This is a genomic window from Bradyrhizobium sp. 956_D2_N1_4, assembly GCF_052076025.1.
Lineage (GTDB): Bacteria > Pseudomonadota > Alphaproteobacteria > Rhizobiales > Xanthobacteraceae > Bradyrhizobium > Bradyrhizobium barranii.
Window position 1 is genome coordinate 7,564,582 of sequence record NZ_CP197237.1, and the last position, 14,993, is coordinate 7,579,574.

The 14,993-nt window shown below is 58.1% G+C and carries 9 protein-coding genes and 1 tRNA gene; 8 read left to right on the top strand and 2 right to left on the bottom strand.

What is annotated here, in order from left to right; genetic code table 11:
• The first annotated feature begins 6 nt into the window (after positions 1-6).
• From AB7535_RS35770 to AB7535_RS35805, 8 genes are all read left to right on the top strand, one after another.
• On the top strand, positions 7-879 hold the full coding sequence (locus tag AB7535_RS35770; RefSeq protein ID WP_439037510.1) for an OmpA/MotB family protein: 873 nt from the start codon (positions 7-9) through the stop codon (positions 877-879).
• On the top strand, positions 876-2,270 hold the full coding sequence (locus tag AB7535_RS35775; protein ID WP_439037511.1) for an EH signature domain-containing protein: 1,395 nt from the start codon (positions 876-878) through the stop codon (positions 2,268-2,270). Before AB7535_RS35770 ends, AB7535_RS35775 begins: the two co-directional genes overlap by 4 nt.
• A 62-nt stretch (positions 2,271-2,332) precedes the next feature.
• Complete coding sequence (locus AB7535_RS35780; RefSeq protein ID WP_439037512.1) at positions 2,333-5,224, top strand: DEAD/DEAH box helicase; 2,892 nt, start codon at positions 2,333-2,335, stop codon at positions 5,222-5,224.
• Between the two features lie 87 nt (positions 5,225-5,311).
• Positions 5,312-6,214 carry a hypothetical protein gene (locus AB7535_RS35785; RefSeq protein ID WP_439037513.1) on the top strand — a complete coding sequence of 301 codons (903 nt, stop codon included), beginning with the start codon at positions 5,312-5,314 and terminating at the stop codon, positions 6,212-6,214.
• A complete protein-coding gene (locus tag AB7535_RS35790) occupies positions 6,211-6,648 on the top strand; it encodes a hypothetical protein (protein WP_439037514.1) in 438 nt (145 codons plus the stop codon). The genes AB7535_RS35785 and AB7535_RS35790 overlap by 4 nt, the downstream gene beginning before the upstream one ends.
• A gap of 50 nt (positions 6,649-6,698) precedes the next feature.
• The gene (gene hsdR, locus AB7535_RS35795) at positions 6,699-10,082 is read left to right on the top strand and encodes a type I restriction-modification system endonuclease (protein WP_439037515.1); all 3,384 of its coding nucleotides are present in this window, start codon (positions 6,699-6,701) and stop codon (positions 10,080-10,082) included.
• Entirely contained in the window at positions 10,072-11,577 is a 1,506-nt protein-coding gene (locus AB7535_RS35800) for an N-6 DNA methylase (RefSeq protein WP_439037516.1), read from the top strand. The genes hsdR and AB7535_RS35800 overlap by 11 nt, the downstream gene beginning before the upstream one ends.
• The gene (locus AB7535_RS35805; protein ID WP_439037517.1) at positions 11,574-12,908 is read left to right on the top strand and encodes a restriction endonuclease subunit S; all 1,335 of its coding nucleotides are present in this window, start codon (positions 11,574-11,576) and stop codon (positions 12,906-12,908) included. The genes AB7535_RS35800 and AB7535_RS35805 overlap by 4 nt, the downstream gene beginning before the upstream one ends.
• A 108-nt stretch (positions 12,909-13,016) precedes the next feature.
• Here the strand turns inward: AB7535_RS35805 and AB7535_RS35810 are convergent.
• Both AB7535_RS35810 and AB7535_RS35815 read right to left on the bottom strand, forming a co-directional pair.
• Positions 13,017-13,092, bottom strand: a tRNA-Thr gene (locus AB7535_RS35810).
• 100 nt (positions 13,093-13,192) lie between these two features.
• A complete protein-coding gene (locus AB7535_RS35815) occupies positions 13,193-14,968 on the bottom strand; it encodes a heme biosynthesis protein HemY (protein ID WP_354113527.1) in 1,776 nt (591 codons plus the stop codon).
• Positions 14,969-14,993: the final 25 nt, after the last annotated feature.

Below are 14,993 nucleotides of genomic sequence, written 5' to 3' on the forward strand. Positions count from 1 at the left end.
TGACCAATGATCGCGGATGAAGGCGCGGCCACGGCCGATGAGGGGGACAACTACTTTGTGTCTATGACGGACATGATGGTAGGCGTGCTCTTCGTATTCATAATAATGCTCATGGTTTTCGCGCTGGATTTCCGAACCAAAACGGACGTCCAGGACAACGCAATCGACGTTGCACGCGAAGTTGCTCGCAAACTCGAAGACCTGCAAAGAGATGTACAGGCCGAAATTTCGTCTATGGATCGGAGCCAGCAGACACGCCGCAAGCTGCTTGCAACGTTAAAGACGGAGCTTGAGGCAGACGGCATGGATGTAAAGATTGACGAGGCGAACGGCGTCTTGCGACTTACCGAGGATGCGGTCCGGTTTGACGTTGGTCAGTCCGTTCTCCTTGAGCGAGCCCGGCTCAATGTCGACAAAATTGCCTTGGTGCTGAATCGCGTTATTCCTGCATATGTCGCCTGTCGGACAGTTGCTCAACAGAATGGTTGTCGGAAACAACAGGACTCGAATATCGAGACTATCTTTATTGAAGGGCACACTGACTCGACAGGCGCTCGGGGCTCGGATGACCGGTACAACTGGCAGCTTTCGGTGGAAAGGTCGGTGAATACGTATCGTGAGATGGTGACAGCCGCGCCTAGTCTTCGCTCCCTACGCAATACGCGAAACGAAGAGATCATCTCGGTCTCTGGCTACGCATCGACACGACCTATCGATGCAAACGAGAATCGTGAGGCCTGGGCCAAGAACCGCCGGATCGATTTGCGCTTCGTGATGGAGGTCGATTCGCGGCAGCGACTGAAACAAATTATGAACCTCACAGACGCGATGAAGTTCGAGATCGATCGTCTCGTCACCGCCAGCGGGAGCCGCCGGTGACAGGCCTAAGACCATCGCTTCAAGCTCTACGAAGGCGACGAAATCCACCACTTCGGATTCCGAGCGCTCCCCGAATTGCTCGTTTGGCCGAAAAATTCAGCAATTCTGTATCCGGGTCCGAGTCTCCTAAACCTACCAAGAACTACAACCTCGTTGCCGCTACCATTCTGGATCGGGCGACCAGAACCGGTGAACTAAGCCGGAGAGAAGCGAGGGATGCTGCGTGGTGCTTGTGGGAGACCTCGCCAGCATTGTCGTCGCACGGTCCGGTCATGACCGCTGTCATTCGGGCCGCAGAAGAATCCCAGAGAATGCAGCCATTCCGGGCTCTGGCTTCGTCGTACCTCGCCAGCTATGCGCCTGACCGAAGCGGCATTGATCAGATAGGACTGTTGCTGATGCAGCTGGCGGGACGTATGGGCAATCCGTGGAAGGAATTGCAGGAAGAACTGAACCTATTCCACCCGGCCAGGGGTCCCAGTGTCCTCGCCAGCGCTGCTGTCGAGCGCGGAGCTTCTCCGACTCAGGTTCTCCACTCCTACGGCCTTGGTGCTCTCAACTCACAGTCTGGGCTGGTCAAATACTGTATCGCCGATGCGCTTCAGCAAATGCGCGACCACAGGTCGCTAGACCATGAAGATCGGCTTGATTGGGTTAAGTCGTTCGCACTGCGGAATGAGCGTGATTTGCTGTTCGAGGAGCAAGGTCCGCTAGTTGCCGATGCGCTACTCTTGCCATTCGGCGAGGTCACTCCCCCCGAAGCCATTTCGGACAAGTTCTTAGATCTATTGCTGCGCCTGTTCGGCGATCCACGACTGTACCCCGGGCGATGGGTACGAATGCAAAGGGCTGCGGCAATCGTCAGGAGATGGTTGACGAAGCAGTCGCTCCGTCAGTTCCTGGAAGTGGTCGATCAAACGGCCGTCGATCGGATGTGGAAGCACAGACGGGCGTTCTGGGGTGCAGTGTATGATCGGGAATTGATTTCCGATGCTTGGGTAGTTTTTGGTCAGCAAGGTGCAGAAGCGGCACGCCGGGCATTCGGTAAAGAGATTTCGTTTGCGACATTCGACGGCAGCAGTGGCGACCAAGGCCATGCCGTTTTGCTACTACGCGTAGGCAGGGGGCTCGTTGCTGAATGGAGCCATTCGGGTCGATGCATCATTTGGCATGATGCCGATGCACAAGGAGCTCCGAGGCTTCATGCGCGCAACTATCGCCCGGCGTCTCTACGCGCCCCCAGCGATGCTTCGCCAGACTTAGACAGCGCGGTATTTGCGATTACGCATAGCAACCCTGAAAACTACCACTGGCAGACGAGAGTCGCCCAGAAGCTGCACCAAATGACCGGTGTGCGCATTAATCAAAGTCAGTATCAGGTGATCTCGTAGCCATGAAATTTTCGTGTTACGTGCTAGCCGATGGCGTTCGCATTCAAGCGCGACGTCGCAGCTTGATCAGTACCGTTACTCTGCCCGTCGAGGACTGGATGCGCAATGCTGCGAGGGATCACGCCGTGATCCGCGTTTTGCTCAGCGACGGCGCCCGCACTGACGACTACTCCGTATTTATCGATCATGGAACCGTCGCTCGTCTTCCCGGATCAATTGCAGAAAAGATCAATCTGCCGCCGCTCTCGCGGCTGTCTGTTACCTTAACGTTTGAGGGGAGGATCGATACCCCAGACGGTTCGATCCGCGCCCGCTGGTATGATGAGCGGACACGATCGGTTGTCATTACGAGAACCGGCGCTTTCATTACCGCCGCTGATGAGACATCTCGACTGACATTTCCCTTCTTACGTCTTCTAGAAGCGGTCGATGTGTTCAATGAGAGCGCCGGTCTTCCTGTGGAACAGAGGATTTCCAAGTGGCAGCCCGTTCAAGATGCGCTGAGCGATGTTACCGGCTCCCAGGTCAAGACCGACGGATTTCTCGGTTCGTTGACGATCTATCAAGCCGGTAGTTTCGCGCTTGATACGCGGGAGACTGTCAGCGGGCCGGATTTTGTCCCAATTCTCATGAGTCGGCATAAGGGAGCGTCGCTGGACGACAATGCCCCAGCTGAGGACGATGATGACGGCGGCAACGTCGGACCCAGCAACCTTCGTGACGGAGAAGCAGATGCTTTGCTTCCACCCGAACTCCAGAAGCTCTTCGCCGATGAGCGATTTTCTACCTCAGCCAATACTCGCGACGCTTATGTTCTCGGCCGCAACACATACGTAGTTCTTGATCCAGATCTGAAGGTTGGGCTTGACGTGGTGAGACGGATGCGTCGCGCCCCGATTGAGGCTCGCCGTTCATTTATCCGCAATCCGAGGCCTATAATCGCCGAAGCGCTTGGACGAGACGATGCGGATGCCGCGGCGGTCAGCCTGTTCGTCGAAACCAAGCAGTACTCCGACCGAGTGCTCGGCTTGGGGATCTGGGACCCGCCGAAACTGCCTTGGATCAAGAGAAAGAGCGAGCAGTGGGCACCGGAGACATTTCCGGTGGTCCTGCGCGGGGAAACGTTCGAATTTACCCCCGACCAAATCACCGCAGTGGTCGAACAGCTGGCGACTGCCAGGCGCGATGGCCGCGACCATATTCAAGTCGAGCGCGACGAGTATCCAATTTCGGAAGTTGAGGCGGCAATCTCAGGCCTCCAGACGGGAGCTCGCGAGCAAGACGGCGACCACGATCAGCCGTCACAGCAACCCGAAGATACTTTGGTTCAAGATGATAATGTTCTTCTGATTAAACAAAACATTGATGGCGTCGAGCATCAGCTCAGCCATCCACGGCGGCCGCCGCGAGTCAGCCGAGCGATGCCAGAGCAGCTCTTATCGCAGTCTCGCCCCAAGCCTCATCAAGCCGATGGCTTCAAATGGCTCGTCGATGCATGGGAGGCCGGTTGGCCCGGCGTTCTGCTTGCCGACGATATGGGTCTTGGCAAAACATTCCAGACCCTCGCTTTCATGGCCTGGATACGTGCGAACAAGAACGGAAAGTCGCCGCTTGGCAAACAGGCACCAGCAGGCGGCCCGATCCTTATCGTCGCTCCAACCGCTCTCTTGCGCAACTGGATTGCGGAGGCTGTGCACCTTGCGCCCGGCGCGCTAGGTGACCGCTTGGATGCGTTTGGCCCCAATTTGAAGCGCATCAAAAGAGCCAAAGGACAGGATTGGACGCCGGAAGATTCGATCGATGTCGAGCAGCTGAGGCAAGCCGACTGGATCCTGACAACCTACGAGACACTCGCAGACAATCATCGCGCTTTCGCAAGAGTGCCCTGTTCCTTGGCCGTATTTGACGAAATGCAGAAAGTGAAGTCTCCGGGAACGATCAATACGCATGCCGCCAAAGCCATGAATGCTGACTTTGTCCTCGGCTTGACAGGGACGCCCATCGAGAATCGCCTTGAGGATCTTTGGTGCATCATGGATCGCGTTGCACCGGGATATCTCGGGGACTTGAAGACATTTTCGGCTACCCATACCGAAGATTCGCCCGAGGCTCTAACGCAACTCAAGGCAAAGCTCGATGAGCCGCAAGGTCAGCGACCTGCGGTTATGCTGCGCCGAATGAAAGAGCAGATCCTTATCGGGCTGCCTAAAAAGACGATCGAGCCTTATCGCGTCGATATGCCGCCGGTTCAGAGTGAGGCCTATGCAAAGGCCGTCAGGGCGGCTCAATCAGGTGAGCGAACGCCGGGCGCGATGCTGGCCGTCATTCACGCACTTAGATCCATCTCGCTGCACCCTGATGGCGGGGCCAAGATCGACGCTTATGATCATAAGACTGCGATGAACTGGATCGAGCAGTCTGCTCGCATGAAACAGGTCTTCTCGATCTTGAACAGCTTAGAGAAGACCGGAGAGAAAGCTCTGGTTTTTGTAGAGCATCGTGACGTGCAGGCGACGTTCGCGGCGGCGGCAACCTCGCTACTTGGATTGCGAAAGCAGCCTGCAATCATCAACGGAACCACGCCGGGGTCGAAGCGGCAAGATATTGTCGACCGCTTCCAAAGCGGGCCGAAAGGCTTCGACGTTTTGATTCTGTCGCCCAAGGCAGCTGGTGTGGGTCTGACCATCACTGCGGCGAACCATGTGATTCATCTCAGCCGTTGGTGGAATCCAGCCGTCGAGGATCAATGCAACGATCGCGTGTATCGAATTGGACAGACCAAGCCGGTGACGGTCCATGTCCCAATGGCAGTGCACGCCGCTCTTGGCGATCGATCGTTCGACATCAATCTCGACAAGCTTCTCAACAACAAGCGAGCGCTGTCGCGCAACATGCTGGCGCCGCCGGTCAGCGACGCCGATGTGAGTGTGTTATTCGAGCAGGCCGTTGGTTGATCGACGATTGACCCTAATAATGATATCTATACATCGCTTATTTACGTGTAGCGGAAGTTAGTAGGCGCCACGCTTTGGAAAGCCAATATGGTCAATTCTATGAACGAACTAACGCAGCGACAGATACTCGTTAATTTGGGCAATCGCTGGGCCGTATTGGCCACAAATCTCACGTTACCAGGTGACCCGAAGTTTACGCCGACTGATGGGGCTTCGCTAAAGCGGGTTGCTGACGAGAGCGACGTAGCAGAACGCCGGATATACGAGACATTGAAGGTGAGCGACGCCGAAGTAATACGAGGCGAAGAAAACTCAGGCTTTGACTTGAAAATCCGCACCAACAACGGCCGCGAAATTCTTGTCGAAATCAAAGTGCTGGAGCATGAGCCTAACAGAAAGGACTATGACGCAATCTTCAAGCGGCTTGGGACGTTTCCTCGAGATGACGAACTACCTCGGGAGATCTGGGTGTTTAATATAGAACGCCTCAAGCTCCACACTTACTACCGCGATGACAAATTTCCACAGCATGTCGAGTTCGCGCCTGTCAACGTATGGGAATATGGAGGAGATGGGAGCGCATTTGAGCGAAAGCGTGTCGTTACTGAAGTTGAGGTTTGGGTAAAGCGCCTTGATGAGCTTTACTCTCAGATCAGCGAATGGACAAAGGATATCGAGGGCGCTGTGATATCTCGAACTCGAAGCGTCGAGATGTCTGAAGAGTTGATGCAGAAGTTTTCGGTAGCCGATCGAGAGCTGGCCGTCCTAGACATTGTACGTGGAGCAGAGCCGATCGCTAGCTTCGTACCTCGTGGACTCTGGTTACTAGGTGCGCACGGATGGGTAGACATCATTACTCGGCGCGGAACGCGAGCGCTCATAAACCTCGGCAGAGAACAGACCGACTGGCAGCTGGCTGGGGTCGAAGACAGGCGCAAAACAACTCGTTTCGATCACAAAGGGTTCTTAGAAATCCTTGGTGACGCATGAGCAAATTGATCGAAACGCGTCGCGCATTCGCACTGGTTGAAGAGCTTCTGAACCAAGAAATACGCAAAGGTGGCAATCAAGCCAAAGAACTCGCCCGTTTTCGCGAAACGCTGCAAGCCGCGTTCTATTTATTGGGTTTCGCGCAGTTTGAATTTTTGGTGAAGTCGAAATCTAAGGAAGTAGTGAGTGAGCACGCCGCATTGAGAACTGCAGATGGGCACGCTTGGCGACATCTGAAACAAAATATAAACGGCGTGAGCCTTCGCGCGCAGTTAGACATTATCTTCCACTCTGACCCCAAACTTAGAAGCAAGCTTGACGAGAATTACACCGTGAGAAACGACGTTGCTCATAACTATAAGCGCCTGCCTCCTGAAGCTCAGGACATTGTGACATGGCTCCAAAGCTTGGAAGACGTGGTGGAGAAATTTTGAGGGCTGCAACCACTACTTGAGTTTGTTCGGGAATTATTTAATTTAGGGCGATGGGGGTATCCAGTAACTTCGATTTCTTAGCAAGCGAGGATGAGCGCTTCGCGCGATTGGGTGCGTTGGCGGAGCGCTATTTCTTTGACGACGCGCCATCGACGCTGATCAAGCTCCGCCAGCTTGCTGAGTTCCTAGCCAAAGAAGTCGCTGCGCGACATAGCCTTCTCCCAAAGCAATCCGCGACGTTCGACGAAGTCTTGCGCTCGCTAAGAATCCAATCGGTCCTGCCACGAGAGATCGCGGAGCTGTTCTTCCACCTGAAGCAGGTTGGAAATGTTGCGGTGCACGAGAACGTCGGCACGACCGCGCAGGCTCTTTCGGCATTGAAGGTCGCTCGTGCGGCGGCCATCTGGTTTCATCAGAGCTATGGTGGAGCACCTTCTTTCAAGGCCGGACCATTTATCCCGCCAACAGCGCCAACCGACGCAACGGCTACGCTGAAAGCCGAGCTGGAGGAGGCACGCGAGCGCATTCGCCGCAGCTCGGACGATCAAGCCAAGGCGCGCCTGGCCCTTCAGGAGGCCCAAGCAGCCAGACTTGAAGCTGTGAAGGCAGCTCAGACACAGCAAACCGAGCGTGAGTTCTGGGAAAAATACGCAGCGGAAACCGAAGCAGGTCTGCGGGAGACCGAAGTTGCCCTCAAGGCAGCGCAGGCTGCGGCCGAAGTAGCTCCTCCGGCACAGCTCGATCGTCTGGCTCAGCTGGCTAGCAAGCAAGCCGAGAAGGTCGATCTTGATGAGGCTACGACGCGGGTCCTGATCGATGACCAGCTCCGGGCTGCGGGCTGGACGGTCGATAGCGTCTTGTTGCGATATTCTGCGGACGTCCGCCCCCAGCCGGGTGAATCGATTGCCATCTCCGAGTGGCCGACGGACAGCGGCCCGGTGGATTATGCACTCTTCATCGAGGGGCGCTGCGTTGGAGTCATCGAGGCCAAACGTGGCTTCAAGGACGTGCCGGGCCGGTTGGGTCAGGCCAAGCGTTACGCTCGCGACATCCAACTCACGCCGGATCAAGCCAACTTTGGAAGCCCTTGGTCTCACGGACCCGAACAGTTCCGAGCACCATTCCTGTTCGTGACAAACGGGCGACCTTTTGTGAAGCAGCTCGCGACAAAGTCAGGGATCTGGTTCTGGGATGCCCGTCCCTCTGGCGGAGAACCTAGGGCGTTGCCTGAATGGTTCGCACCGCGCGACCTAACGGAGCGTCTGGAGCAGGTCACAGACGATCTCACCGAGCTTGCCGAACGGGAGATCGGCGTAACTGGCCTGCGTCCCTATCAGGACGAGGCCATCGCCGCTGTCGAAGCTGCTATTACTGCGGGGCAGCGCCACATCCTGTTGGCCATGGCGACGGGTACCGGAAAGACCCGTTTGGCTATCGCGCTGATGTACGAGCTGCTCCGCCGCAAGCGCTTCAGACGCATCCTTTTCCTGGTCGACCGCAATGCGCTGGGCCGTCAGACACTCGACGCCATGAGCACGACCGATACCAGCGGATTCTTGAAATTCGATCAGGTCTTTCCTATCGCGGATCTCGCACGCAAGTTTCCAGAGGCAACGGACCGCGTGCAGGTTGCGACGGTCCAGGCCATGATCCGGCGGGTATTCGACGACCCCGAGGGTACGCGCCCGACGCCCGGCACTTACGACCTGGTCATTGTGGACGAAGCCCATCGGGGCTATACGCTCGACGCCGAGCTTCGAGAAGAGGATCTCGGCTTTCGTAATCTGGACGACTACCTGTCGGCCTATCGTCGCGTTCTCGATTATTTCGATGCTACGCAGATTGCGCTGACCGCAACGCCGGCACTACACACACGAGAGATCTTCGGCCCAGCTGTATTTCACTATGGCTATCGAAAGGCTGTGATCGACGGCTATCTGATCGACCATCGCCCACCGCGCCGTATTACCACGGCGCTGAGCCAGACAGGAATAAGCTTTGATCAGGGCGAGGAGGTCAACATTGTCGATCCTCGCACCGGTCAGGTCGATCTGTTCAGCCTGGATGATCAGGTCAATTTTGAGGTCGCCGAGTTCAACAAAAAGGTTTACACGCGGCCCTTCAATCGTGCCGTAGCCGAGGCAATTGCACGTGAGTGTCCGCCCTTGGCACCGGGCAAAACTCTTCTGTTCGCGGCCCGCGATGATCATGCTGATATTCTGGTACAACAGCTTCGCGAGGCTCTCATTGAGGAATATGGCCCGCAGCCGCACGACATTGTCGAGAAGATCACAGGCTCTGTCGACAAGCCTCTAGATCGGATCAAGGCGTTCAAGAACGATCCTCGTCCTAAATATGTGGTTACGGTTGACCTGCTTAGCACCGGCATCGACGTGCCGGCGATCACCAACCTTGTTTTTGTGCGGCGGGTCAACAGCCGCATCCTTTACGACCAGATGATCGGCCGCGCGACTCGGCGCTGTGACGAGATCGGGAAAGAATATTTCCGCATCTTCGATGCGGTCGATATTTACGCCAATCTACAGGACGTCACGGATATGCGGCCGGTGGTGGTTGACCCATCACTTTCGTTCTCAACGCTTATTAGCGATCTCGCCCGTGCCGAATCAGACGAAGATCGGCTCTATGTGCGTGATCAGATCGTCGTGAAGCTGAGACAACGCATCAAACACATCGCTGATGATCGCCGCGAGGCACTTGAAACCATTCTTGGACCGCTGAATGACCTTGTTGAGCGGCTGAAGGCTGCGCCCGCAGTTGAGACGCTGACTCTCTTTCAGCAGCACCCGTTGCTTGCCAAGATCCTCGATACCGCGAATCCAGCTCTGAAGCGCGACGGCATTTATATCTCCGAACACGAGGATGAACTTGTCTCCGTCGAGGACGATTTCGGCGACAGGGCCAGTCCCGGCGACTATATCGAGAGCTTCGAGACGTTTGTTAGAGCTAACATGAATGCTTTGCCCGCACTTATCGCTGCGACGCAGCGGCCCCGCGAATTGACTCGGAAAGAACTCAAGGCTCTGGCCATCCTTCTGGATGAGAATGGCTTCTCCGAAGCCAATTTGCGCCAGGCCTATGGTCGGGCCAGAAACGCCGACATCGCCGCCCACATTATTGGCTTCGTCCGGCAGGCCGCGATCGGCGACCCGCTGGTTCCCTATGAGACGCGTGTCGAGAACGGGGTTCAGAGAATCATTGCCAGTCGCGACTGGACCGCGAAACAGCGACAGTGGATCGTTCGCATCGGCCGCGCCTTGAAGGAACAGCCAGTTGGCGATCCCGAACTGCTGGCCGATCCGCTTTTTGCACAGGCGGGCGGCTTCGACACGGTCGACCGGGAGTTCGATCATGGGCTAAGTGACGTCCTCAAGGACATGAATGTCGCGATATGGGATAGCCATGTCGCCTGAACCGAAGGCCACCATGAACCCGTCTTCCGATCTCGTGAATCGCCTGTGGCGGCTGTGTGCGCTGCTGCGCAAGGATGGCGTTACCTATCAGCAATACGTCACCGAGCTGACCTATCTGTTGTTCCTCAAGATGGCCTCGGAGCAGAAGGACGAGAGCCGCATTCCTGAAAAATACCGCTGGGGTGCGCTCAAAGCCGCGAGCGAGACCGATGTTTTACAACGCTATCGACAGGCGCTGATCGATCTTGGTGACGGCACAAAGGTTGCGGATCGGTCGATCGTTGCTATTTTTCAGAATGCAGCGACGATTGTCCGCGAGCCGGCAAACCTCCGCAAATTGATCGACACTATCGATGGCTTACACTGGTTCAGCGAGGAGCGCGACGCTTTCGGCGACACCTATGAAGGTCTTCTGCAAAAGATGGCCGAGGAGACCAAGCGCGGCGCGGGGCAATATTTCACGCCGCGCGTGCTGATCGACGTGATGGTGCGGCTCATGCACCCCCAGCCGGGAGAAGTGATCCAGGATCCGGCCGCCGGTACCGGTGGTTTCCTGATTGCGGCTGACCGGTTTATGCGCGCCGAATCAGACGACTACTTCGCCTTGTCACCAAAGCGGCAGACCTTTCAACTTCAATCGGCACTACGCGGCCTCGAAAACGTTCAGGATACGTTCCGGCTGCTGTTGATGAACCTGCATCTGCACAAGATCGATCCTGACAATCTCGATCTCAACGACAGTCTTTCGCCAGCGGGCGCACAGACCAAATTCAAAAATGCTGACTTGATCCTGACCAACCCGCCATTTGGCCCCGCTGGCGGGCCGCCGACGCGCGACGACCTAACCATCACTGATCGCGTTTCGTCGTATCAACTGCCGTTCGTCGAGCACTGCGTTCGTGCGCTCAAGCTCGGCGGCCGCGCCGCTGTGGTGGTGCCCGACAACGTGCTGTTCGACGATGGCCGCGGCAAGTTGCTGCGGCAGCGGCTGATGAGCTGGTGCGACCTGCACACCATCCTGCGACTGCCGACGGGGATCTTCTATGCACAGGGTGTCAAGACCAACGTGTTGTTCTTTACGCGCGCTGACGAAGAAGCACCGACGAAAGATGCGACTGAGGCGGTTTGGATCTACGACATGCGGTCGGGCGCGCCGGCCTATGGCAAGACCAATACGCTCAAACCTGCTGATTTCGACGATTTTGTGCACGCATTCGGCGCTGATCCGCTCGGCAAGGCGAAGCGGAAAGATCAAGGCGAGGCTGGGCGCTTCCGTCGCTTTGCTCGCGCAGAGATCGCGGCCCGGGGCGATAATCTCGATATCACCTGGCTGAAAGCCGAAAGTGATCACGCCGAGGACGGACTGGAGACGCCAGAAGATATCGCTTCTGCAATTGAAATACATCTAGGGGCCGCGCTGGATGAGATTCGATCTCTTACGGAAGAACTTGGAAGCGAAGCATCCGATTCAGCGTTGGGGGAGGCTGCCGAGTGAGCTTGCCAACGGGATGGGTCAGGCTTCAATTTCAGGAAATCACGCCCCCTGAAGCACCGATCATTTACGGAATCCTGCAACCAGGCCCTCAGTATGAGGGCGGCGTTCTGTATGTCCGGCCAACGGAGATTTCCGATGGCAAGATTCAACTCGCCGAGGTGCGCCGGACATCCCCCCAAATAAATAAGCAATACACGCGATCCATCCTGAGGGTGAATGATTTGATCCTGTCGATCGTTGGCACGATCGGGAAGGTAGCCGCTACCCCGCCTGAACTTGAAGGCGGAAACATCACGCAATCATCATGTCGAATCCGAGTGGATACTTCATTGTTTCAATTCAGATTCGTTCAGTATTTTCTAAGGTCCAAAGCAGCAACGAACCAATTCGGAGCGAAGCGTCTTGGAACTGCCGTTCCGAGACTCAATATTGCTGATGTCAGGCGCCTAGAAATCGCCCTACCACCACTTGCCGAGCAACGCCGCATCGTCGAGAAACTAGACGCCCTGACCGCGCGCATCGTTCGAGCGCGAGCGGAAATAAGTCGGGCAAACAGCCTTGCTGCTGACATCCGCTTGAGCGCACTTCGCTCTGTCTTCCAGTTTGATGCGAAAACCATGCCTGCAGGTTGGTCTCAAAAACGAATTGATCAAATTGCGGATGTACAGCTCGGTCGCCAGCGATCGCCCAAGGATCACTCCGGCCCCAATATGAGGCCCTATCTCAGAGCCGCGAATATTACTTGGAATGGTTGGGACTTGTCCGACGTGAAGGAGATGAACTTTTCGCCAGCGGAATTTCAAACTTTCCGATTAAGACCGGGCGACGTTCTTCTCAATGAAGGATCGGGAAGCGCCAAGGAAGTGGGCAAACCGGCCGTGTGGCGAGGTGAAATCGCCAACGCTTGCTTCCAGAACACGCTGCTCCGCATCAGACCTAAAAAATACAATCCGGATCTGTTGCGGTATTGCCTCCTATACCTAGCGCTTAGCGGGCAGTTTGTTGCGAATACCAAAGGCGTAAACATCATTCATATAGGCAAGGCAGGACTCGTAAAGTTCATCGTTCCCGAGCCGCCCGAGAGCCAACAAAGCGAATTGCTTGCGCGCTTAAGTAAGGCTTTCGCACGCGCCGATCGTCTCGAAACAGAAACAGCACGCGCACGCGCGCTAGTTGACCGACTCGAGTCCGCCATCCTCGCTAAGGCATTTCGCGGTGAGCTGGTAGCGCAAGATCCGAATGACGAGCCGGCCAGCGCTCTGCTCGACCGGATCCGTGCCGGGCGCGCTGCTGCTCCCAGGCCGAACCGACGCCGTATCGTCAACGCCTGATTTGGCCCCCGACCGGCGGACGACTTCTACGAGGGACCTCACACAGTAGGCGCGCGCTTCCCTGGTGTTACCCCGAAGGAGCCTCGCCCACATTTTTTGCAAGAAAGCTGGTGCCGCAAGAGGGATTCGAACCCCCGACCCCGTCATTACGAATGACGTGCTCTACCAACTGAGCTATTGCGGCGAACCCTACCGGAACCCGCGCAATGCAGGTCCGGATACGCGCGCTCCTGATATCGGGCATGGCCCGAATTGGCAAGGTGGAGCGGGCTTCGAAATGTGCCTCACGCGCCCCAGCGGGACCAGAATCCGCGCCAGCCGCCGGCCTGGGCCTTTGCATGGGTTCTGGGCGTGCCGATTTGTTCCGCAAATTCATCGCTCGGACCCTCGTCATCGATCCCGGGATCATCGGGGGCGCGGACGATCGGGATGACGGCCTGGATCGGGGCCGGCGCAGGCCTGCCGAGGTCGGCGCGGGTCCGGAACACCGGCGTTGCCGCCTCCGGCGATGATTCGGCCGCCTCAGGAGCGGGATTGACCGACTCGGCGGCCGGCGTGACCGCAGGCTCTTCCTTGGCGGCTTCCCCAGCCGTCTCCTTGGCCTCTGGGGGCGAATTGTCCTGTGCGGCGGGGACCGGATCCGGTGCAGCCACGGGCGGTTCCACCGGGGCTTCGCTTGGGGCTGCCGTCACCCGCTTCGGCGGCGGGGCGGCCAGCATGGCTTCCTCGAAGGCTGAGGATTCGATCGTGGCGCCCTTGTCGGAGGGCAGGCTCGCGACCGGCGTTTGCCACTGGAAGGCATCGAGACGGCCGGTGACCGGCGAGACCGGACGCCAGCGGTCGCTGACATAGCCGTCCGCGGTCCAGGCCGGATCGTGGCGGGCGCGGACCGCGCGCAAGGTCCAGGCGCGGGCACGGCCGCCGTCGCCGTGCTCGGTACGCTCGAGCTCGGCCATCAGCAGCGCGACGCGCTGGGTCGGATCATTGACGTAAGGCGCCAGCACCGCGCGCGCACGCGCGAACTCGGAGGCATCGATCGCCGCGCGCGCGATCGCAAGCTGGCCCTCGACATGGCCCGCCTTGTCGGCGGGCGTCTTGGCTGCGAGCGTCTCGACCCGCTGCAAGCGCTGCCGCGCTGAATCGCCGAGCTTCACGTGCGCATAGGCGTCGGCGAGATCCGGATGCGGATTGGCGAGCCACGCGGCCTCGACCAGCTTCATGGAGCGGCGCACCTGATGCGCTTCGCTCTCGAACTTGGCCGCAAGCACCGCGGCCGGCACCAGCGTCGGCGCGAGCTTGATGGCCTCCATCACGCTCTCGCGCGCCACGTCGCGGTCCATGGTTTCCAATTCCAGCGCGCGGGCCGTGAGCAGCACGCCGCGCTGGCGGCGATAGGCCGCCTTGTCGATCAGACCCGCGGACAGATTCGAATCCAGGATCGCGAGCGCGCCGCTCCAGTCGCCGCGCGCGCAGCGGAAGCCGAGCACCGCGTGCGAGGCCCAGGTCGAGGACGGCGACAGCTTGATCGCTTCCTCCGCGATCATCACGGCGCCGACCGCATCGTCGGCGCGCTGCGCCTCGATGAACAGGCCGCGCAGGCCGAGCAGCCGGGTATCCTCGCGCTCGGCCATGACGCGGAAGACGCGCTGGGCCTCGTCGCGATTGCCTTCGAGCTGGGCCGACTGCGCGTGCAGCAGCAGTGCGAGCGGATCGTTCGCGGCCAGCCGCCGCGCCGTATCGGCGTGACGGCGGGCGAGGGCGGTATCGCCATGACCGATCGCGAGCAGGCCGTGGGTGATGGCATGGCGGCCGCGCGCATGGCGTTTCTCATGACGGCGGCGGCGCAGGCGTCCCGGCGCGCGCCAGATCATCGTCACGATGCTCCAGACCAGCACGACCGCCGCTGCAAAGACGCCGAGCAGAAACACGAACCTCGGAAGCGTCGTTGACGCGCGGAAACTGCCCGCGGTCAGGACGAGATCGCCGGGCTGATCGGCAACCCAAGCCGCGCCGGCCGCCGCCAGCGCGATCAGGACGAGGAAGAGGACGATGCGGAGCATGGCGATCCCTATTACGCGCTGATTA